The following is an 18,439-nucleotide window of genomic DNA, read 5'->3' on the forward strand; positions in this document are numbered from 1 at the left end:
ACAAAACGACGACACAAACGTGAATATATGCGGGACATAATCACGCCGGAACGGCGACACATTGTCTAGGCGACCACACCACATCACTAGTCACCACACCACATCACTAGTCACCACACCACATCACTAGTCAACAGAGAGACTCACCATGCCAAAGATCCGAGCAGCGGCGGTTGCTGGCCCCACCGCAACGCCCACGCGGACGAACTCTCACAACAACTCCATCGGCAGCGGGGCCGACGCCATCCTCCGCACTCTCGTGAACAGTCTCGGCAAGAAGGCCGTCGCGGCCATCTTCGGCAAGGACGTACGCACCATCGATCGATGGCTGAAGTCTCCCACTCGGCTCGACATGGACAATGAGCGGCTTCTGCGCGATAGCTTCCAGATCTACTCCCTCATCGAGGAAGCGGATGATGCCCACGTTGCCAGGGCATGGTTTCTCGGCATGAACCCGAACCTCGGCGATCACTCCCCCATCGAAGTGCTCGCAGAAGGGCGAGCCCGCGAGGTCGTCGCCGCCGCGAGAGTGTTCGTCAACGGAGCCTGACATGCCCAGCCCACGGCTCGCCAATTTCCCGGCCTCCGCGTACCGGGTGGGCAGAGCAGCGGGTGCGATCCACTTCAGCGAGATCGATGCGCTTGACGCCGAGCTAGCGGACGTCGGCAACAGGTTCGATGTCGTCGGCGGCGGCGTCATGTACTGCTCGAGCACGCGAGTCGGTGCCTTCAAGGAGGTGTTGGCGCACTTTCGACCGGCTGCGTCCAGCAGCGCATTCGCCGCGTCCACCTCGGAGCATCTCATGGCTGTAGGCAGCGTTCCCGCGAGCTGGCGACATGCCCGCGCTGTGGTGGAGTTTTCGCTGCAGAGCCCGCTGCCGTTTCTCGATGTCGAACGAGACGAGACACTGACCTTATTGACCTCTGCCCTCGGCGAGGATCTCGAGCGCCTGGGTATCGCAACGCTGGATTCGTCCAACGTGCGCGGGCCCAACAGGCTCCTCACTCGAGCGATCGCACGCTGGGCGTATACACAGGTCGACGACAACGACGAAGCCCTCTACTCCGGGATTCGCTACTCGTCTCGCTTCCAGAGTCACGAATGCTGGGCCGTCTTTGCCGGAGTCGAGATCGGGTCGATGTCAACGACCCCCATCGCGCACTCCGACCGCGATCTCGAGACCGTATCGAGGGCCTTCGGCATAACTGTCCACTGATGGCAGAGGTCACGTCGCGTCATGTCCCGTCACACGTCGCAACGGCTGTTCGCTCTGCTCGCAAGCCAAGATAGCGTGGGGCACATCGCGGCGATCCGGGCGGTCCCGGGCCTCGGCTCATAACCGAAGGCGTGGCGGGTTCGACTCCCGCCGTCGCGTCCATTTCCCTTACACGCGCGACACACGTGTCCATGTGCGGCTCTGCGCGTGCGCCGTCGCGAGCGAGGCTCGTTCAATTTCCCCGCTCAGGCGTCCCACCCGTTCGACATCGGGCGCGGCCGGGGCGTTCCGGGGCCTGCGCCCCTCGGTGTCACCGGCACCCACCCGGTTGCTGCGCTCTGTCAGCGCGACGAGACCGAGGTACTGATCGGCGCTCCAGCAGATGATGCGGCCGCGCTGATCTTTCGTGCGGGCCAGGATGGCGGCATCCTGAAGCTCGGAAAGCGCCCGGTGCGCTGCCGTGGGTCGAGACGCCGTGCCGCGCGGCGACACCCTGCAGGGTGACCACGGACTCGACGGCGAGACGGTCGAGCACTTTGCGCACCACGGCGTCGCTCCGCGAGATGACCGGACGCGCGTTCCGCTCACGGCGGTGACGGACGAGGGCCTCGAACGTCGCATCGTCGAGGAGTGCCACGTCATCTGCCAAACGCACCGCATTCTCGGCCGCCCGCCCCTCCGACCCAGTTCTGCTCGGTGCGCAGACCCCGCGGTAACGAGGGCTCGATGACGTGCTGAAGATCCTCGATGTCGTCCACCGTGATGGGGCGGGAGCGATCGGCGAGTGCGGCGACGGCGTCCTCGGTGGCGTGCACATTGGCGATGACGTCCAGGGCTGCGCGCGAGCCGTGGCGCAGGGACTCCGCGATCGCGAGTCGCTTGGGCGTCACCCGATTGCCCTCGATCCACGACGACGAGATGCTCTCGGATCGCACGAGCAGATGCGAGAGGTACGCGGCCTTCGCGCCCAGACGCTCGTCGGCGCGAGCGAGAACGACGAGGGCGTCGGCAGCCGCACCCTGGGCGCGTTCACCGACGGCGGGGAGATCCGGGCCCAGTTCGTCGGGGACATATGCGCGATAGCGTCCGGGGGCACGGTCGCGCCTACTTAGCTGCCCACCCTCGGACGGCGCCCAGGTGCGCTCGGAGGCATTCGCGCGCCATCCGAGCGTCTCGGACGCTCGATGCCGGAACCCGCGCGCAGCGCTGACACCGCACACCACGGCCGGTCGGGCCCACACGCGACCGAATGCCTCAGGCCTCCGCGACCGCCTCGACCCCGCGCACCGACCCCCGCCGCTTGCGCACCTCGCGCAGCACGATCTGTTCCGGGCAGACCGTCGACAGGAAGTCGCCGACCGAGAGCGCGAGGCGCTCCCCCACCAGCGAGTACAGGATGCGATTGGCATCCCGTCGCTCCGCGATCAGCCCTGCCTGACGCAGGACCCCGAGGTGTCGCGAGATCGTCGGTCCACTGGCGTCGAAGCGCGCCGCGATCTCGCCCGCGGCCATCTCGCCGTCTTTCAGATCCTGGAGGATCTGCCGCCGGGTCGGATGCGCCAGGGCCGCGAAGATGTCGGACGCTGCGTCGCTCATGGTCCCAATGTAGCACTGTAGCTAAATTGCGTGTAGCTTCTTCGCTAAATAGCAAAGGAGTGATCATGCGAGTGGCAATCACCGGCGGTACAGGGTTCGTGGGGCGTCACCTGGCAACCCGTCTCGACCCGGCCGAAACCGTCGTCGTCTCGCGTCGCACGGGCGTCGACATCGACGACGTCGACGCACTCACCGGGGCCTTCCGCGACTGCGAGGCAAGTGGCCCATTGCGCCGGGATCAACCGTGAGATCGGCGACCAGACGTTCCGTCGAGTGCACGTCGACGGAACGCGGGCGGTCCTCGAGGCCGCTCGGCGCGCGGGCGTACGCCGGGTCGTGCTGCTGAGCTTCCTGCGCGCACGCCCCGACACCCGCTCCGGCTACCACCAGACCAAGTGGGAGGCGGAGGAGCTCGTCCGAGCCGCGGGCCTGGAGTACACCGTGCTGAAGTCGGGGATGATCTACGGCCCGGGCGATCACATGGTCGACCATGTCGCCCGAGCGGTGCGCACCTTCCCCGTCTTCGCGACGGTCGGCTTCCGCGAGCGGCGCGCACGCCCCCTGCCCATCGCGGACGCGATCGACGTGCTGGTCGCCGCCCTCGAGGGACGGATGCCGAACCAGACCGTCGCTCTGATGGGTGCCGAAGAGCTCGAGCTCGGCGCCGCCGTCCGACGTATCGCCGAGGTCGCCGGCGGGCACCCGCTGTATGTCCCGGCCCGCCGGTCTGGAGCATCCGCGTCCTCGCGCAGGTGACGGAGTGGCTGATGGTGACGCCGCTCGTTGCGAAAGCCCAGGCCATGATGCTCGCCGAGGGTGTCACAGAGGCCGCCCCACCCGCGCCCGAGCCTCCGCGTGAGCTCCGACCGCAGCGACCGTTCAGCGAGGACAGCATTCGCGAAGCGCTTCCCGAGGGCGGGTTCGGGCTTCGCGATCTTAGCGTCTTTCAACGACGTCGCTCGGGGGGAGGCCGCGAGACACCTGTCATGCTGAAGCCATGAGCGGCCCCGAACCCCAGGACATCCACGTCGGCAGCGACGGCATCCGACTGAATCCGTTCTTGAAGTTCGCCGGCATCCTCGACTCCGGCGGTGACGCCAAGGAGGCGATCATCGACGGCTACGTCGCGGTCAACGGCGAGGTGGAGCGTCGCCGCGGTCGGCAGCTCCGGGTCGGCGACGTGGTGACCTTCGAGGGGCGATCCTTCCGGGTGCAGGCCTGACGCACGAAGGGCCCGCCTCCCGAGGGAGACAGGCCCTTCTCATCGGCATCCCGCGCTCGTGACACGGGATGCCGTCACCTCTCAGTGCTCGTCGTAGTGGTCGGCGTGCAGCGAGTGACGGTGTCCGTCGTGCACGTAGTCGACGTGGTCTTCGTGCGCGACCTTCTCGTGTCCGCAGTCGTCGCCGTGCGCGTGCTCGTCGACGGTGTGCTCGGCCTTCGACTCGTGCTCGTCGTAGTGGTCGCCGTGCAGGGCGTGGTGGTGGGTGCCGTGCACGTAGTCGACGTGGTCGCCGTGCTCGATCTTCTGGTGGCCGCAGTTGTCGCCGTGCGCGTGCTCGTCGACGGTGTGCTCGGCGTGCGTCTCGATGGTGCTCATTGTTCGTTCCCCTGGTCGGTCGGTTCCTGGACGTGGGCGATCGCATCGAGCACGACGTGCGCGACGTGCTGGTCGGCGAGGGCGTAGCGGATCTCCTTGCCCTCGCGTTCCGAGCTCACCAAACCCGCCTGTCGCAGTGTCCGCAGGTGTTGCGACACCAACGGCTGCGACAGGGCGGCTTGCTCCGCGAGAGCGGTGACCGTGAGCGGTTCGCGGCTCAGCAGCCACACGAGCGCGAGACGCGACTCGTTGCCGAGAACCTTGAACAGCTCAGCGGCTTCTTCGAGCCCCGCGATCCTGTCCACGTATTCACCACACCACACGCATAAACGAATTGCAATGTGTTCACGCAATCAAGAACGGTTCTCGTTTGCGCCCCCTCCACCATGCGGCCCGTTCACACGCATCCAGCCGAACCGCGCGGCGTCGCGAATCTCATCCGCCTGGCGGCGCCACACCTCCTCACGCCCACTTTGGGCCATGAGTGTCGCGAGCGCGACACCGATGACCACCCCGAAGACGAGGTCCCAACCTTCCACGCGGCGAGTCTACGAACGACCTCAGGCCTGGCGCCCTTTGAAGCGGGGGTTCAGCTTGTTGATGACGAAGATCTTGCCGCGCCGACGCACCACCTGTGCGCCGGGCTGCTTCTTCAGGGACTTGATCGACGCGCGCACCTTCATGGCTTCTCCTTGTTGATAAGCATTCTCAGTAACAAGGTAGGGTGTCGAGAGCTCCCTGACAAAACGAGAGGTGGATGCCATGCGCCGAACGATCGCCATCATGGGCGTCTGCGCCCCCGAACGCCGTACCTACGCCGAACGCACCGCCGCGGCCCTCGCCCGCCCGCTGCAGCTGTTGCGTCACGCCGACCTGCGCTCCGCCGACCTTCGCTCCGCCCATGCCCTGCCGAACCCGCGGACCCGCACCGACGGCGACGACGTCGTGATCGACCTCGGCACCGACGTCGACCTGATCCACGCGATCACCGCGCGCGGCGCCGCCGAGGTCGAGGCGGTCTGCGTCGTCGACGCTCGGCACATGGTCGGAGATCTGCTCGACGACGCCGCGCTCGTGGCATCCGCCCCACCCGGCGACACCCGCGGCGACGTCGGCGCGCGTGCGCGACAAGCAGCTCTCGCACTGGAGCTGGCCACCCGCATCGTCTGGATCAACTGGGACAAGGTGCCGACGGCGGCCCTCGCCGTGCAGATGGCTCTGGCGTCGCACCTCAATCCCCTGGCCGTGGTCCGGCTCACGCGCGATCCGCTCAGCGATCTGCACCCCGAGGCATCGCACGAGGGCGAGATCCTCGAGCGAGCCGGGTGGGTGCGCACCCTCAACGGGGAGCACGACCCGTACATGCGCGACAACCGGGTGATGACCCTGCGGTACGAGCAACTGCGCCCCTTCCACTCCGCGCGTCTCTCGGCCGCGCTCGACCGCCTCGACGAGGGCGCCGCCGGACGCCTGGTGCGCTCGGCCGGATTCTGCCGGCTGGCTTCGCGCCCCGGCATCCTGGCCCGCTGGGAGCACGTGGGATCGGCCATGTGGATCGAGCCCCTCGGCGCCGATGACGGGCGCATGGGCATGGGTCAGGAGATCGCCTTCACCGGTCTCGACCTGTCGGCACCGAAACTCGCGCACATCCTCGACCAGGCCGCGCTCACCGACGACGAGTTCGCCGCCGGTGTGTCGACCTGGACGGCGTTCGAAGATCCGCTGCCGGCCTGGCCCGCGGTGCAGTCTTCCCTCCCGGACCCCACCGACTGACGCACGCCCCGCCCCGCACGCGCCCCGCCCGGTCGCGCGCCACGCCTCGCACGGTCGCGCGCCACGCCTCGCACAGTCGCGCGCCACGCCCCCCCGACCCACGAACCCGCCCCACCGCCGCGTGCGCACACACCGCGTGCGCACACACCGCCGCGCACACACCGCCGCGCGCTGACCCCGGCACATCCCGTACACCCGCCGCCACGCGCGGCCCCTGGCATCCCGCACGCGTCGGCGCAAGCCGGTTCACGCCGGGCGACCGGTGGGGCAGCGTGGGCGCATGAGCACTCCTGACATCCCCGCCCGCCACGCCGACGACGCCCGCGCCGACTCCGCCGCCCCCACCGATGCCGTGACCGACGAGGTCCGCGAAGACGCCGCCGAGTCCGAGGAGCACGTCGACCTCGACGACAACACCGGCGACGCCGAGGGCGGTACGGGATTCCCCGCCGCCGAGGGGCACGCCTGACCGCGAGCGCGTACGTCGGCGTCTCGGGCTGGCGCTACCCGCGCTGGCGGGGTGACTTCTACCCACCGGGTCTGGCACAGCGGCGTGAGCTGACGTACGTGGGTGAACGTCTACGGAGCGTGGAGCTGAACGGGTCGTTCTACTCGCTGCAGCGGCCCACCAGCTACCGGCGCTGGCGCGAGGACGTGCCGGCCGACTTCGTCTTCGCGGTGAAGGGATCGCGGTACGTCACGCACATGCTGCGACTGACGGGTGCGCACACGGCCCTGGCGAACTTCTTCGCGTCGGGCGTGCTCGCTCTCGGCCACACCCTCGGACCGTTCCTCTGGCAGCTGCCCGAGCGCGTGGCGTTCGACGCCGACGTGCTCGACGCCTTTCTCACGCAGCTTCCCCGCACGACCGGTGACGCCCTCGCTCTCGCGCGCCAGCACGACGAGCGCCTCGACGGACGCGACTGGCTCGAGATCGAAGACGACGCACCGCTGCGACACGCGCTCGAGCCGCGGTCGGCGAGCTTCGCCGATCCGCGCGCCACCGAGCTGCTGCGCGCCCACGACGTGTCGCTCGTCCTCGCCGACACCGCGGGCCGATGGCCGGCGTTCGACGCCGTCACCTCCGACCACGTCTACGTGCGTCTGCACGGGTCGAGCGAGCTGTACGCCAGCGGTTACACCGATGACGAGCTCGACGCCTGGTCCGCCCGTATCCGCGGATGGCTCGACGGGTCGACCACCCCGGATGCCGACCCCCGCGACGTGTACGTCTACTTCGACAACGACGCCCGAGGCCGGGCCCCGCACGATGCGGTCGCTCTCGCGGGCCGTCTGCCCTGAGCAGCTGCCGCCCGCCTCACCCCCGACCGACGCCGCACAGCCGACACCCCAGAGCCGATACCCCGGAGCCGACACCGCAGAGCCGATACCCCAGAAGGAGCGCCCCACGTGGTGTCCGACGACCCCCGAGAGGCAACGATCGCGGGCCGCGCTCGCGCCGAGGCCGCAGCAGCCGACGCCAGCGCCGCACCAGCCGAGCATTTGGCTGGCGGGCCCGCAGCGGCCCGGCGACGCGGCCCGCTACGCGATACGAGTGCCCGGCGGCAGACGTTTGGCAGGCGTGCGCGTGCGCGCGACACCCCACCACAGCAGACCACCCGCGATGACCGCCTGCAGCAGCAGCCCCACGAACCAGCTCGGCGCGGTCCCGGCGATCTGTTCCTCGGTCGTCGAGTACGGCTGCATGTATCCGCTCGCGGACGCGCACGAGTCGTAGGTGACGGTCGGTTCCGGGGCGATCTGGGCGGAGCGCACCCCCGACGCGATGCTCGAGAACATGTCGCTCGGATACCCGTCGCGGTACGTCGGCGGGGTGGCGTCGGCGAGGATGACGAACGGGTTCGCCGCGAGGAACCACCACACGCGGTCGTAACGAGGTATCTCGTTGACCGAGCTGCGTTCGACGCACGCCAGCTGGTCGTAGCTCGGGCAATCGGCGTACCTCGTCGTGCCACCGGGCTCACACCCTGGGGGGACAGCGTCCCAGTCCACGTCGCGGTTGATGGTCACCTGCTCGGACCGCAGGGCCACACCACCCAGTCCGAAGGCGATCAGGGTTCCCACAGCGAGAGCCGCGACGACGAGGTACGTGGCCGCCACCGAGAAGATCGGTCGTGCAACGACGGCGCTGAAGCCGACCCCGATCGCCGCAACGATGCCGACCTCGACGATCAGGATGCCGAGCGAGCTCAGGATGACGGCCGGGTTCAACGAGCCGGCGAAAGTCGACACGATCAGGAACGGCACCGCGACCACGAGGAACGCCAACCCCGAGATCCACGCCGCGAGGAACTTGCCGAGGACGATCTCGGTCGTCGTCGCGAGCGTGACCTGCACGGGTGCGAGAGTGGCGGCATCGCGGTCGCCGTTGACGGCGCTGCCGCTGAGGGTGGGCGACACCAGTAGTACGAGCAGCAGCACAAGCATGATGACGAGCGAGAAGAACCACTCATTGCCGCCGGTCCAGAGCGAGAAGGCCGCGAACGAGAGCACCATGACGCCCAACAGGATCACGGCGAAGATGCCCAGCAGCACGTACCACCCCGCCGAGCGCACCCGCTGGCGCAGTTCGATCCCGATGATCGTGCGAAGGCGGAGAGGCCTCATCGATGGCTCCCATCGTCGTCGGCGGCTCGGGAAGCGCTGTGGTGCCCGGGGGCGTCCGCCCCCAGATCGAGGAACGCATGCTCGAGATCGCCCACCGCGGGGGCGAACTCGACGACGGGCGTGCCCGCCGCGACCAGGGCGCGGAGGCCGGCCACCGCACCGGCATCGTCTGTGAACGGCACGAGCAGGTCGCGCCGGTCGACGCCGATGTCGTCAGCCGTGCGGCCGAGGGCTGCGGCTACGTCGAGGCGCCCCGCCTCGACGGCACGCGACGCGTCTGTCGCGAGCCGCACACGCCAGACGCGCATCCGCGCCGATGCTGCGGCGACACGATCGTCACCGACTGTGCGGCCCTCGACCATGTACACCGCGTCGTCGACGACCTCTTCGAGCTCGGACAGCACGTGGCTGGAGAGGAGGATCGTGCGGCCCTCTGCCGCCAAGCGACGCAGCAGGATGCGCAGCGAGATCCGCGCCTGGGGGTCGAGTCCCGATGCCGGTTCGTCGAGCAGCAGCACACCCGGGTCGTGCACGAGCGCGCGGGCCAGGGCGAGTCGCTGCTTCTGTCCGCGCGAGAGCACCCGAGCGGGGGAATCGGCGAGCGCCGACAGATCGACCAGCGCGAGCAGTTCGTCGGCCCGGGCGCGGGCGGCTTCGCGCGACAGATCGTAGAGCTGGGCCGTCGCCACCAGCACTTCTCGCGACGTCAGACTCGGCCACGCGCCCAGGGAGTCTGGCATCCATCCCAGGATGCTCCGCACGCCGGCCGGGTCGGCGACGGGGTCGACGCCGCCGATGCGCATCTCGCCCTCGTCGGGGCGGAGCAGCGATGCCAGCATGAGCATGAGCGTGGTCTTGCCGGAGCCGTTGGGACCGACCAGACCGGTCACCCGCCCCGGCGCGGCCGTGAATGTCACCTGTTTGACGGCGGCGACCGCGCCGAACGAGCGTCTGACCCCCGCGACCGCGATACCGGCATCCATGGCCCCCACCCTAGAGGGGCCCGCCGACATGCGCGGTCGAGTCTCCACAGGGCGCTTCGACCGCGCCTGACCGACACCCCACGTCGGATGCCGTCGGCTCAGGATGCCGAGAGAAGGCGCCCCAACGCGTCGCCCGAGGCCCACGCGGTGCGCACCGCCGCACTGTCGCCCCAGGCGTCGCCGCACACCGACAGCCCCGCGGACCGGAAGAAGGGCTCCCCCGTCGCCCGCGCGGGGCGGGCGAACGTCCACCGGTGGGCGTGCGCGGAGACCGGCTCGACATCGATGCGCAGCAGTCGGCGCGTGGCGGCGAGCACCGGTGCGATCGCACCCTCCGGGTCGTCGAGATGGCGCCGCGCGCGCTCGGCGGTGGTGTGCGCGACCAGCACGGGCGCACCGTCGCCCCGCCGGTCGCCGTCGTCTGCCAAGAACGATACGTCGGCGTCGCCCTCTGCGAAGGCGCCATGCAGGTCGGCATCCCACTGCCTTTCATCCCATCGGACGACGACCGCGATGACGGGCTCCCACTCCTGTTGCCCACCGGGCACCTCCCCGACCAGGCGAGCGGCCTGGGGCGACGGCATCGCGAGCACCACCTCTCCGGCGTCTTCTCCGTCGACGCGGAACGGCTCGACCCGTTCGACGACACGCCCCGAGACGACGTCGAGGCCGTCGGCGAGATCCAGGGCGAGGGATCGCAGCCCGAGAGGCGCAGCCCAGCGCATCGGCCCGGGCTTCGGACTGCGCGCACCATCGGAGCCGATCACCGCGAAGGTGTCGGTCCACGCGCGTGCGAGCCCGCGCTCCTCCCAGTCCGCGACGACGTGGCCGAACCGTTCCGCCTCGCCGACGACGACGTACGAGGCGCCGAGGTCGACCACCCGCCCGTCGATCGTGTGGCTCGACAGGCGCCCGCCCACGCGCCGCCCACGATCGAGCACGCGCACCGACCTCCCGGCATCCCGGATCGCCCGGGCGCACGCGAGTCCCGAGATCCCACCGCCGACCACCGTCACGTCCACCGTCATGCCGTCATCCTCGCCCGGAACATCTCCTCGAGCGGCGGGGTTGCGCACCTCACTCGCGGAAGAACTCCACTCCCAGGTCGGGGTGGTCGACGAACACGCCGTCGAGGTGCGCGTCGCGCAGCACGGCCCACTCGCGGCGGTAGCCGCCGCGCACGCCCTCGCCGCCCGGATGGCGATATGCGGGCAGGAGAAACGCATTCTCCGGGCGGCATGTCCACGCGAAGACACGGAGGTCACGGTCTCGCGCCTCGTCGACGAATCGAGCGGGTCCCCGCGCACGGCCGAGTCGATCCGGGGCGAGCACGAGACGCTTGTCGACGCTGATCCCGTCGACCTCCCGCGCGAGCGCCTCGAGGCCGGCCGGCGTCACCATCGCGGCATAGCTCACGGCGTCGTCGCCATCGCGCTCCCGCGAATCCCAGGGGGCTCCCTCCGCCTCGATCAACTGCACGAGGGGGACCCGGATGCCGTGCTCCCGCAGCCGCGACAGCACGACGGGCTCGAAGGACTCGATGACGAGCGCGTCGACGGCATCCGCCCATCCGGCCTCGCGCAACTCGGCCGAAACCAGCGCGGCCATGTCGAACCCGAGCCGCTCGAACGACGCCGCGTGCTTGATCTCGAGCACGACGCCGATGCCGGCGTCTCGGGCCAGGTCGAGGACATCGCGCAGCCGCAGCACCGGCTCACTGTCATCGTGCGCAGCGCTCGCGGGACGGATCGCCGGAATGCGCTCGCGACAGCGCAACGTCTGCAGTTCCGCCCAGGTGAAGTCCTCGGTGAACCAGCCTGCGAGCCGCCGCCCGTCGACGGACTTCGAGGTCCGCCGGTCGGCGAACTCCGGCCGCGCCGCCACATCCGTCGTCGCGCTGATCTCGTTCTCGTGGCGCACGACCAGCACGCCGTCGCTCGACGGCACCACGTCGGGTTCGATGGCATCCACACCGGCCGCCACCGCCCGCGCGTAGGAGGAACGTGAGTGCTCGGGAAGGTATCCGGGGGCGCCGCGGTGGCCGATGACGAGGGTCACGCGCTCACGCTAACGACAGCGGGTGAACGCCCGCATCGCTCATAGCAGAATCCCAGTCATCACAAGGAATCCGACGGCTTACTCGGCTAGTGTTGTCTGACAGCACGGTGCTGTGATCACCATCTTTGGAGTGTGAGTTCCCGTGGCCCTCAACAACCCGGCTTTCAATACCCCGGCGTTCCAGGACCCTCGAGCCGGTGGCGCTCAGACGCGCTACAGCCCGCCCCCGGCCGTCGATCCCGCCGCCGCCGCAACGATCGAAGGCGCATACGCGGCCCCGTCGGCGAGCGCCGTCGACACCGGTCGCATGACCATCGAAGACACGGTGATGAAGACGCTCGCCCTCTTCGGCATCCTCGTTGTCACCGCCGTCGTCGGCTGGATCTGGTCGATGGCGGGCGTCAGCGTCGCCAACCCGAACCCGAGCGCCGCGCCCATGATCGTGGGTGGCCTCGTCGGCTTCGTGCTGGCGATGGTCGCGACCTTCAAGAAGAAGCCGTCGGTCCCCGTCTTCATCGCGTACGCCGCGTTCGAGGGACTCTTCGTCGGTGGCATCTCGGCCTTCTTCGAGTTCATCTTCCCCGGCATCGTGCTGCAGGCCACTCTCGCCACCCTGTCGGTGGTGGGTGTGACCCTCGCGCTGTTCGCCAGCGGCAAGATCCGCGCGTCGGCCCGCGCCACGAAGATCTTCATGATCGCGATGGTCGGCTACCTGGTCTTCAGCCTCCTGAACCTCGGCCTGATGTTCTTCAACGCCCCGATCGCCGGTGGCGCGTTCGGCCTGTACAGCATGAAGGTCGCCGGCATCCCGCTCGGCCTGATCATCGGTGTGCTGGTCGTCATCATGGCCGCCTACTCGCTGGTGCTCGACTTCGACCAGATCCAGCGCGGCGTGCGTAACGGCGCTGCCCGCGTGTACGGCTGGGTCGGCGCCTTCGGCATCATGGTCACCGTCGTGTGGCTGTACGTCGAGATCCTGCGCATGATCGCGATCCTGCGCGGCAACAACTGACGCACCGATCCGCGCGAAGGGCCGTCCCGTTCGGGGCGGCCCTTCGTCGTTGGGTCGGAAGCTCACGCATAAACGCGATCGGCGCGCATAAACGCGGGCACAGCGCGTTTATGCGCGCGAATCGCGTTTATGCGTGGGTCTGACCGGCGTCGTCGACCGGCGCACGTCACCGCCGCTCGTCCCCACCCGCCGCCAGCCTCCCGCCCGCAACAGGTCGAGTGTCCACAACACGCCGTATCCGCCCCCACCCACACGGCGTGTCTTGGACACTCAACGCCCACCGCCCACCCCACCGCAAGGGGTGCCGTGAGCGCACGCCCCGGCGCTAACGTCGCGGCATGAGTCAGGCGAAGACCGTGCCCGTGACCCTCGACGTCGACGGGCACGAGGTGCGTGTCACGAGCCCCGACCGCGTCGTGTTCCCCGAGCCGGGACTCACCAAGCTCGACCTCGTGCGGTACTACCTCGCCGTCGCCGACGGCGCCCTGCGCGGAGCCGCCGGCCGACCCATGGTGCTCAAACGTTTCTCGAAGGGCCTCGACCAGGAGCCGTTCTTCCAGAAGCGCGTGCCCGAGAACCGCCCGGCCTTCATCGACACCGCGACCCTCCGCTACGCTTCGGGCACCTCCGCCGAAGAGACGGTGATCCGGGATGCCGCGGGCTTGGCGTGGGTGGTGAACCTCGGCTGCCTCGACCTCAACCCGCACCCCGTGCGCGCCCAGGACCTCGATCACCCCGACGAGCTCCGGGTCGACCTCGACCCCATGCCGGGCGTGGACTGGTCGCAGATCGTCGACGTCGCCTTCATCGCCCGCGACGTACTCGAGGATCACGGCCTGATCGGCTGGCCGAAGACCTCGGGATCGCGCGGCCTGCACATCCTCGTGCGTATCCGCCCCGAGTGGGGCTACACCGAGGTGCGCCTGGCTGCCGAGACACTCGCCCGCGAGGTCGAGAACCGCGCGCCCGGGCTCGCAACAGCTCGATGGTGGAAGGAGGAACGCGGCGAGAGCGTCTTCGTCGACTTCAACCAGAACGCCAAGGACCGCACCGTCTCCTCGGCCTACTCGATCCGCGCCCTCCCCGACGCCCGCGTCTCGACCCCGCTCGCCTGGGACGAAGTGCGCAGCCGCCGCCCCGAAGAGTTCACGGTCCTCACCGTGCCCGAGCGCTTCCGCGCGATCGGCGATCCGCACGCCGGCATCGACGACACGGCCGGATCGCTCGACGCCCTCCTCGTCCTCGCGAGGGAGCTCAACCCGGCAGAGAAGCCCCCGCGCCGGTCCGACGGCTCGGGCCGCCGTGCCTCGACCATGCCCCTCATCGAGGTCGCCCGCACCAAGACCAAGCCCGAGGCGCTCGACGCCCTCGAGACCTGGAGATCACGGCATCCCGACGCGGCGGCCGCACTCCACCCCGCCGACGTGCTCGTCGACGGCATGCGCGGTTCGAGTTCGCTCTGGTACCGCGTGCGCGTGAACCTGCAGCACGTTCCGGATGCCGAGCGCCCGGGGCAGGAAGACCTGATCGCCGACTACGACCCGTGGGCCGGCCGCTCGGCTTCCGGAGGGGGGACGAGCGAGCCGACGAGGTGACGGATGCCGTAGGCGAAGGCCTCGTCGAGGTCGCCGCCGAGACGGAACGCGCCCGCGAGCTCCATCGTGACGAACCCGGTCGCCCACGCCGTCACCAGGCGCGCAGCGGCCAGCGCCTGCTCGTCACCGACGAGGGACGCCGCCGCGCGCAGGACCGGCTCGCTCGTGGCCGCGAGACGGTCGGGGTCGACGGCCGTCGTGAACAGGAGCCGGAAGGCTTCCGGTCGTGCGTGGGCGAAGCGACGGAAGGCGGCCAACATCGCTCCGAGATCTTGGCCGGCGTCGGAGAGGAGGCGGGCCAGGTCGTCGGCTGCCGCGGCACCCACCATCGCCAGGAGCGCGTCGCGGTCGCGTACGCGCTTGTAGAGCGAGGGGGCTTTGACCCCGACGGCGCTGGCCACGGCCTGCATGGTGACGGCGGCCGGTCCGCCCGCGTCCAGGAGGCGCGTCGCCTCGTCGACGATCTCACCGATCGAGGTGCGTTCCGGTGTGGGCATCTCCCCTCCCCTCATAGCTATACGCATAAGCTATCATGGCTACTGCCCGTAGCCATCCTTCGAAAGGCCCGTCGTGCAGCTCGCCCCCTCCCTTCACCGCCTCGGCAACGACATCGTCGCCTCCTACCTGATCGCCACCCCCGACGGCATCACACTGATCGACGCCGGGCTCCCGGGCATGTTCTCCGACCTGAAGCGAGAGCTGGATGCCATCGGCCGCCCCATCGATGACATCCGCGCCGTGATCCTCACCCACGGTGACAGCGACCACGTCGGCTTCGCCGAGCGCCTCCGCCGGGACCACGGCATCCCGGTCTTCGTCCACTCCGCGGATGCCGACCGCGCCCGGGGTGGCGACAAACCGAAGACCCCGGTCGGTCCGGTACGGATCGGTCCGCTCGTGCGCTTCGCCGCGTTCGGTGTCCGCAAAGGCATGCGTCCGCAGTGGTTGACGGAGGTGGTCCCCCTCGACGACGACGCGACGCTCGATCTCCCCGGCGTGCCCCGGGTGATCACGATCCCCGGGCACTCGCCGGGCAGCATCGCCGTCTTCTCCCCCGAGGTCCGCGCCGTCTTCGTCGGAGATGCCCTCACGACCCGACACGTGCTGACCGGCCGGACGGGACCTGGGCCTGCGCCCTTCACCGACGACCCGGCCGAGGCCCTCGCGTCGCTGGCACGGATCGCCGATCTCGACGCCGACTGGGTCCTCCCCGGGCACGGTCCGGCGTTCCGCGGCTCACCGTCCGCGGCCGTGAGCGCCGTCCGCGAGGCCGCGCGCGCCTGAGGTCAGCGCCGCCGCTCCCGCGACAGGGCCTCGGCGCACGCCGCGGCCAGCGTCTGCATCGCCCGTGCCGGCGTCAGCGTCGCTGCGGCATCCTGCGCCTCCATCGACAAACGCTCCCTCACGTCGGTGTTGGTGAGCACGCGCACGAGCGCATCGACGAGCGCGTCCTCGTCGCCGTCCGGAACCAGGATGCCGCCGCCTCCGGCGAGCATGTCGCGCGGGCCGTAGCGGATGTCCCAGGCGACGACCGGTGTCCCGTGCGCCAGTGCCTCGGCCAGAGCGAGCCCCTGCCCCTCGAACGCCGAGGTCGTGAGGTAGACGGCGGCACGGTCGAGGACCGCACCGGGATCGGTCGTGAGCCCCGGCAACGACACCGCGTCGCCGAGTCCGAGCTCCTCGACCAGGGCCCCGAGTTCAGCGCGTTGTGCGCCCTCGCCCCACAGTTCCAGTCGCGCCGCCGGCACCTCGGCGACGACCCGGGCGAAGGCCCGGATGGCGGGCGCGAGGCGCTTGCCGGGAGCCAGGCGCCCGAGCACCACGACGAGGCCCTCCTCCCGCGCGTCGGCAGGCACCACGACGCCGGGTCTCGTCACCGCGTGCGGCACGACCACATCGTTCGCCGCGGACCCGAAGCGCCCGCGCACGTCGTCCCGCTGATGCGCCGTCGGCCACAGCACCGCGTCGAAGCGGGGCGAGATCTCGAACCACCGCGTCCACAACCCGTTGAGGTCGGAATCCACTCGATAGGGCGGCTCCAGGTGGATGGTGTGCACCGTGTGCACGATCCGCACGTCTTCGTCGCCCCAACCGACGATCAGCTCGCCGAGCTGACGCGACTCGCAGACGATGACGACGGGGCGGTCGTCCTCCGCGCGCAGGTCCGCGGCGACATGCGTCAGCCACGCCCGATACAGCGCGCCGAACCCCGCGACGATGCCGACGGGCTCGCCCGCGGCATCCCGGATCACGATCGGCGCGGTCGTGAGGTGCCAGTCGGGGTCGACGACGTTGGGCAGCGCGACCGCGCCTCCCGCCACCTCTCGATACTCGAGCGAGGGGTCCGCTTCGCCCGGGGCGGCGGCTGCTCGGAGCCACTCCGCCGCCCCTCCGTCGGGCGCAACTGCCTCGTCGAACAGGTTTCGGAACATCTCGGATGCCGCGGCGGCACCGCGCTCGACGAAGACGGCGCGATGCTGCGCGTGGGCCTCCGCCGTGCCCGGGTCGACGGTCAGCAGGAGCGGTGACGCGCCCGCCGCGGCCATCTGCCGCGCCCGCGCGAGGGTCGAGATCGTGTAGCCCCCGTCGAGGTCGGGGACGAGCCGGCTCGACAGGATGAGGTACCAGGCATCGGGGAAGAACGTCACGCTCCCATCCTCGCGCACCGCCCGCTCACGCCGAGCGGCGTCGGCGGGCGGGGACGCCCCACGACCGCATCGCCAGAAGAGCCTCGCCGAGCCCGCCGAGTACGACGATCGCGACGCAGCTGACGGCCATGACCGTGAAACCCACCACGGGACCGGCGGCATCCAGTCCGATCCCGGCCAGGGTAGAGCCGAGCGGGATGCCGGCACCGACGCCCAGGGACGGGTAGGCCAACAGCTCGGTGACGCGATCGCGGTCGGCACGGGCTTCCACGAGAGCGAACCCGGCCACGAGCACGGGCCCGATGACCGCCCCCACCGCGGCCGCAGCGAGCAGGGCGAGCAGCCCGTCCGCGGCCAGCGGCAGGGCGAGGCAGACGACCGCGAGCAGGGCGCTGCCGACGAGCCAGCGCGTCCGCAGGGAGGCTTTCAGCCGTAGCGCGCCGTAGACGAGCGCTCCGGCGGTGTTGCCGACCGCGAGGGCCGCCATCATGACCCCGGCGAGCCAGGGCGAGCCCGTCCGGTCGCCCCACGCGATGCTCGTGACGTCGAACGATCCGAACATCGCACCGACACCGATCCACGCGACGGTGACGGGAAGGATGCCGGCCGGGGGCAGCAGCCGCTGTCGCCGCTCGCTCCGCGCGGTGTGAGGTGGTTCAGAGCGGCGCAGCAGCCCCAGCCACACCAGGCCGACACAACCGACGACCACGACGAGGACGAGGCCCGCCTGAGGCGCCCACAGGGCGGCGGCCAGGGTGAGCAGCGGCGGCGCGATCACGAAGACGCTCTCGTCGGCGATCGACTCGAGGGCGTACGCGCTGTGACGCCTGTCCGGTGCGACCAGGGCGCTCCACCGTGCGCGGACGGCGGGTCCCACGTCCACCGACACAGCACCGGCCACGAATGACAGGACGAACCAGAGCACGACCGGGGTCTCGGCGAGCACGGCCGAGACGAGGACGGCGGTGGAGACGGCAAGCGTCGCCGCGGCGGCGAGCAGGACCGACCGTTGCCCGCGGCGATCCATGAGCCGCGACCAGAGCGGTCCCGCCACCGCCATGCCGACGACATACGCCGCGGCGACGGCTCCGGCGAGCGCGAAGCTCCCGGTCGCCACCTGCACGAGGAGGGTGATGCCGAGGTTCAGCGTTCCGCGAGGGAAACGTCCCACCCATCCGGCGAGAGTGAACCACGGGGCTCCGGGTGTGCGCAGCACCTCGCGATAGCCGGAGAAGTCGAGACGGGCCATGTGAGACCTGTACCGTTCTGGCCGGACGAGCCCGGTTCATTCCCGGGGGCGGTCGCCGACGTCGCCAGCCTATCCGACCC

General features: G+C 70.1%; 24 protein-coding genes and 1 tRNA gene. 12 read left to right on the forward strand and 13 right to left on the reverse strand.

Annotated features, from left to right (window positions below; translation table 11 throughout):
• The first annotated feature begins 259 nt into the window (after positions 1-259).
• The 3 genes from QE412_RS08645 to QE412_RS08655 all read left to right on the forward strand — a co-directional run bounded on the left by QE412_RS08645 (position 260) and on the right by QE412_RS08655 (position 1,379).
• Positions 260-550: a hypothetical protein gene (locus QE412_RS08645; RefSeq protein WP_307482343.1), complete on the forward strand. Its 291-nt coding sequence runs from the start codon at positions 260-262 to the stop codon at positions 548-550.
• A gap of 1 nt (position 551) precedes the next feature.
• Positions 552-1,217: an RES family NAD+ phosphorylase gene (locus QE412_RS08650; protein WP_307482346.1), complete on the forward strand. Its 666-nt coding sequence runs from the start codon at positions 552-554 to the stop codon at positions 1,215-1,217.
• Positions 1,218-1,303: 86 nt separating this feature from the next.
• A tRNA-Met gene (locus QE412_RS08655) sits at positions 1,304-1,379 on the forward strand.
• A 476-nt stretch (positions 1,380-1,855) separates the two neighbouring features.
• Here the strand turns inward: QE412_RS08655 and QE412_RS08660 are convergent.
• Positions 1,856-2,458, reverse strand: a complete 603-nt coding sequence (locus QE412_RS08660) for a hypothetical protein (RefSeq protein ID WP_307482349.1) — start codon at positions 2,456-2,458, stop codon at positions 1,856-1,858.
• 13 nt (positions 2,459-2,471) lie between these two features.
• Entirely contained in the window at positions 2,472-2,813 is a 342-nt protein-coding gene (locus QE412_RS08665) for a metalloregulator ArsR/SmtB family transcription factor (RefSeq protein WP_307482353.1), read from the reverse strand.
• 65 nt (positions 2,814-2,878) lie between these two features.
• Between QE412_RS08665 and QE412_RS08670 the strand changes: the two genes are divergently transcribed.
• The 3 genes from QE412_RS08670 to QE412_RS08680 all read left to right on the forward strand — a co-directional run bounded on the left by QE412_RS08670 (position 2,879) and on the right by QE412_RS08680 (position 4,035).
• Positions 2,879-3,061: an NAD-dependent epimerase/dehydratase family protein gene (locus QE412_RS08670; protein ID WP_307482356.1), complete on the forward strand. Its 183-nt coding sequence runs from the start codon at positions 2,879-2,881 to the stop codon at positions 3,059-3,061.
• A gap of 25 nt (positions 3,062-3,086) precedes the next feature.
• Positions 3,087-3,569, forward strand: coding sequence for an SDR family oxidoreductase (locus QE412_RS08675; protein ID WP_307482358.1), 483 nt, complete (start codon positions 3,087-3,089; stop codon positions 3,567-3,569).
• Between the two features lie 241 nt (positions 3,570-3,810).
• Positions 3,811-4,035, forward strand: a complete 225-nt coding sequence (locus QE412_RS08680; RefSeq protein ID WP_307482360.1) for an RNA-binding S4 domain-containing protein — start codon at positions 3,811-3,813, stop codon at positions 4,033-4,035.
• Between the two features lie 81 nt (positions 4,036-4,116).
• Here the strand turns inward: QE412_RS08680 and QE412_RS08685 are convergent, their stop codons facing one another.
• The 4 genes from QE412_RS08685 to ykgO are packed head-to-tail and all read right to left on the reverse strand — an operon-like array spanning position 4,117 to position 5,096.
• A complete protein-coding gene (locus QE412_RS08685) occupies positions 4,117-4,413 on the reverse strand; it encodes a hypothetical protein (RefSeq protein ID WP_307482363.1) in 297 nt (98 codons plus the stop codon).
• Complete coding sequence (locus QE412_RS08690; RefSeq protein WP_307482366.1) at positions 4,410-4,718, reverse strand: ArsR/SmtB family transcription factor; 309 nt, start codon at positions 4,716-4,718, stop codon at positions 4,410-4,412. Before QE412_RS08690 ends, QE412_RS08685 begins: the two co-directional genes overlap by 4 nt.
• A 48-nt stretch (positions 4,719-4,766) precedes the next feature.
• Positions 4,767-4,952, reverse strand: coding sequence for a YtxH domain-containing protein (locus QE412_RS08695; protein ID WP_307482369.1), 186 nt, complete (start codon positions 4,950-4,952; stop codon positions 4,767-4,769).
• 21 nt (positions 4,953-4,973) lie between these two features.
• A complete protein-coding gene (ykgO, locus tag QE412_RS08700; RefSeq protein ID WP_307487103.1) occupies positions 4,974-5,096 on the reverse strand; it encodes a type B 50S ribosomal protein L36 in 123 nt (40 codons plus the stop codon).
• Between the two features lie 79 nt (positions 5,097-5,175).
• Here ykgO and QE412_RS08705 point away from each other — a divergent pair, with 79 nt between their 5' ends.
• From QE412_RS08705 to QE412_RS08715, 3 genes are all read left to right on the forward strand, one after another.
• Positions 5,176-6,186, forward strand: a complete 1,011-nt coding sequence (locus QE412_RS08705) for a GTP-binding protein (protein WP_307482372.1) — start codon at positions 5,176-5,178, stop codon at positions 6,184-6,186.
• 280 nt (positions 6,187-6,466) lie between these two features.
• Positions 6,467-6,655: a hypothetical protein gene (locus tag QE412_RS08710; RefSeq protein WP_307482374.1), complete on the forward strand. Its 189-nt coding sequence runs from the start codon at positions 6,467-6,469 to the stop codon at positions 6,653-6,655.
• Entirely contained in the window at positions 6,652-7,488 is an 837-nt protein-coding gene (locus QE412_RS08715; RefSeq protein WP_307487105.1) for a DUF72 domain-containing protein, read from the forward strand. The genes QE412_RS08710 and QE412_RS08715 overlap by 4 nt, the downstream gene beginning before the upstream one ends.
• A 240-nt stretch (positions 7,489-7,728) precedes the next feature.
• Here QE412_RS08715 and QE412_RS08720 read toward each other — a convergent pair whose 3' ends face one another.
• The 4 genes from QE412_RS08720 to QE412_RS08735 all read right to left on the reverse strand — a co-directional run bounded on the left by QE412_RS08720 (position 7,729) and on the right by QE412_RS08735 (position 11,855).
• Complete coding sequence (locus QE412_RS08720; protein ID WP_307482376.1) at positions 7,729-8,814, reverse strand: ABC transporter permease; 1,086 nt, start codon at positions 8,812-8,814, stop codon at positions 7,729-7,731.
• Entirely contained in the window at positions 8,811-9,797 is a 987-nt protein-coding gene (locus tag QE412_RS08725) for an ABC transporter ATP-binding protein (RefSeq protein ID WP_307482378.1), read from the reverse strand. The genes QE412_RS08720 and QE412_RS08725 overlap by 4 nt, the downstream gene beginning before the upstream one ends.
• A gap of 98 nt (positions 9,798-9,895) precedes the next feature.
• Positions 9,896-10,825 (reverse strand): NAD(P)/FAD-dependent oxidoreductase, encoded by a 930-nt coding sequence (locus QE412_RS08730; protein ID WP_307482380.1) that lies wholly within the window; start codon positions 10,823-10,825, stop codon positions 9,896-9,898.
• A gap of 49 nt (positions 10,826-10,874) precedes the next feature.
• Positions 10,875-11,855: a glycerophosphodiester phosphodiesterase family protein gene (locus tag QE412_RS08735; protein ID WP_307482384.1), complete on the reverse strand. Its 981-nt coding sequence runs from the start codon at positions 11,853-11,855 to the stop codon at positions 10,875-10,877.
• 142 nt (positions 11,856-11,997) lie between these two features.
• Between QE412_RS08735 and QE412_RS08740 the strand changes: the two genes are divergently transcribed.
• On the forward strand, positions 11,998-12,867 hold the full coding sequence (locus tag QE412_RS08740; RefSeq protein ID WP_307482387.1) for a Bax inhibitor-1/YccA family protein: 870 nt from the start codon (positions 11,998-12,000) through the stop codon (positions 12,865-12,867).
• Positions 12,868-13,205: 338 nt separating this feature from the next.
• Complete coding sequence (ligD, locus tag QE412_RS08745; RefSeq protein WP_307482390.1) at positions 13,206-14,462, forward strand: non-homologous end-joining DNA ligase; 1,257 nt, start codon at positions 13,206-13,208, stop codon at positions 14,460-14,462.
• Here ligD and QE412_RS08750 read toward each other — a convergent pair.
• Positions 14,402-14,959 (reverse strand): TetR/AcrR family transcriptional regulator, encoded by a 558-nt coding sequence (locus tag QE412_RS08750; RefSeq protein ID WP_307482393.1) that lies wholly within the window; start codon positions 14,957-14,959, stop codon positions 14,402-14,404. The two genes, ligD and QE412_RS08750, sit on opposite strands and share 61 nt — an antisense overlap.
• 73 nt (positions 14,960-15,032) lie before the next feature.
• Between QE412_RS08750 and QE412_RS08755 the strand changes: the two genes are divergently transcribed.
• The gene (locus tag QE412_RS08755; RefSeq protein ID WP_307482396.1) at positions 15,033-15,746 is read left to right on the forward strand and encodes an MBL fold metallo-hydrolase; all 714 of its coding nucleotides are present in this window, start codon (positions 15,033-15,035) and stop codon (positions 15,744-15,746) included.
• Positions 15,747-15,748: 2 nt separating this feature from the next.
• Here QE412_RS08755 and QE412_RS08760 read toward each other — a convergent pair whose 3' ends face one another.
• Positions 15,749-17,110 (reverse strand): glycosyltransferase, encoded by a 1,362-nt coding sequence (locus QE412_RS08760; protein WP_307482399.1) that lies wholly within the window; start codon positions 17,108-17,110, stop codon positions 15,749-15,751.
• Between the two features lie 25 nt (positions 17,111-17,135).
• The gene (locus tag QE412_RS08765; protein WP_307482402.1) at positions 17,136-18,359 is read right to left on the reverse strand and encodes an MFS transporter; all 1,224 of its coding nucleotides are present in this window, start codon (positions 18,357-18,359) and stop codon (positions 17,136-17,138) included.
• Between the last annotated feature and the right edge of the window lie 80 nt (positions 18,360-18,439).

It is taken from the genome of Microbacterium trichothecenolyticum, assembly GCF_030818955.1.
Lineage (GTDB): Bacteria > Actinomycetota > Actinomycetes > Actinomycetales > Microbacteriaceae > Microbacterium > Microbacterium trichothecenolyticum_B.

Excerpts from the sequence above, each read along its gene's own strand:
- ykgO (WP_307487103.1), bottom strand. The coding sequence starts at position 5,096 with ATGAAGGTGCGCGCGTCGATCAAGTCCCTGAAGAAGCAGCCCGGCGCA.
- QE412_RS08710 (WP_307482374.1), top strand. The coding sequence starts at position 6,467 with ATGAGCACTCCTGACATCCCCGCCCGCCACGCCGACGACGCCCGCGCC.
- QE412_RS08665 (WP_307482353.1), bottom strand. The coding sequence starts at position 2,813 with ATGAGCGACGCAGCGTCCGACATCTTCGCGGCCCTGGCGCATCCGACC.
- QE412_RS08705 (WP_307482372.1), top strand. The coding sequence starts at position 5,176 with ATGCGCCGAACGATCGCCATCATGGGCGTCTGCGCCCCCGAACGCCGT.
- QE412_RS08650 (WP_307482346.1), top strand. The coding sequence starts at position 552 with ATGCCCAGCCCACGGCTCGCCAATTTCCCGGCCTCCGCGTACCGGGTG.
- QE412_RS08765 (WP_307482402.1), bottom strand. The coding sequence starts at position 18,359 with ATGGCCCGTCTCGACTTCTCCGGCTATCGCGAGGTGCTGCGCACACCC.
- QE412_RS08685 (WP_307482363.1), bottom strand. The coding sequence starts at position 4,413 with ATGAGCACCATCGAGACGCACGCCGAGCACACCGTCGACGAGCACGCG.
- QE412_RS08720 (WP_307482376.1), bottom strand. The coding sequence starts at position 8,814 with ATGAGGCCTCTCCGCCTTCGCACGATCATCGGGATCGAACTGCGCCAG.
- QE412_RS08725 (WP_307482378.1), bottom strand. The coding sequence starts at position 9,797 with ATGGATGCCGGTATCGCGGTCGCGGGGGTCAGACGCTCGTTCGGCGCG.
- QE412_RS08730 (WP_307482380.1), bottom strand. The coding sequence starts at position 10,825 with ATGACGGTGGACGTGACGGTGGTCGGCGGTGGGATCTCGGGACTCGCG.
- QE412_RS08670 (WP_307482356.1), top strand. The coding sequence starts at position 2,879 with ATGCGAGTGGCAATCACCGGCGGTACAGGGTTCGTGGGGCGTCACCTG.
- ligD (WP_307482390.1), top strand. The coding sequence starts at position 13,206 with ATGAGTCAGGCGAAGACCGTGCCCGTGACCCTCGACGTCGACGGGCAC.
- QE412_RS08750 (WP_307482393.1), bottom strand. The coding sequence starts at position 14,959 with ATGCCCACACCGGAACGCACCTCGATCGGTGAGATCGTCGACGAGGCG.
- QE412_RS08680 (WP_307482360.1), top strand. The coding sequence starts at position 3,811 with ATGAGCGGCCCCGAACCCCAGGACATCCACGTCGGCAGCGACGGCATC.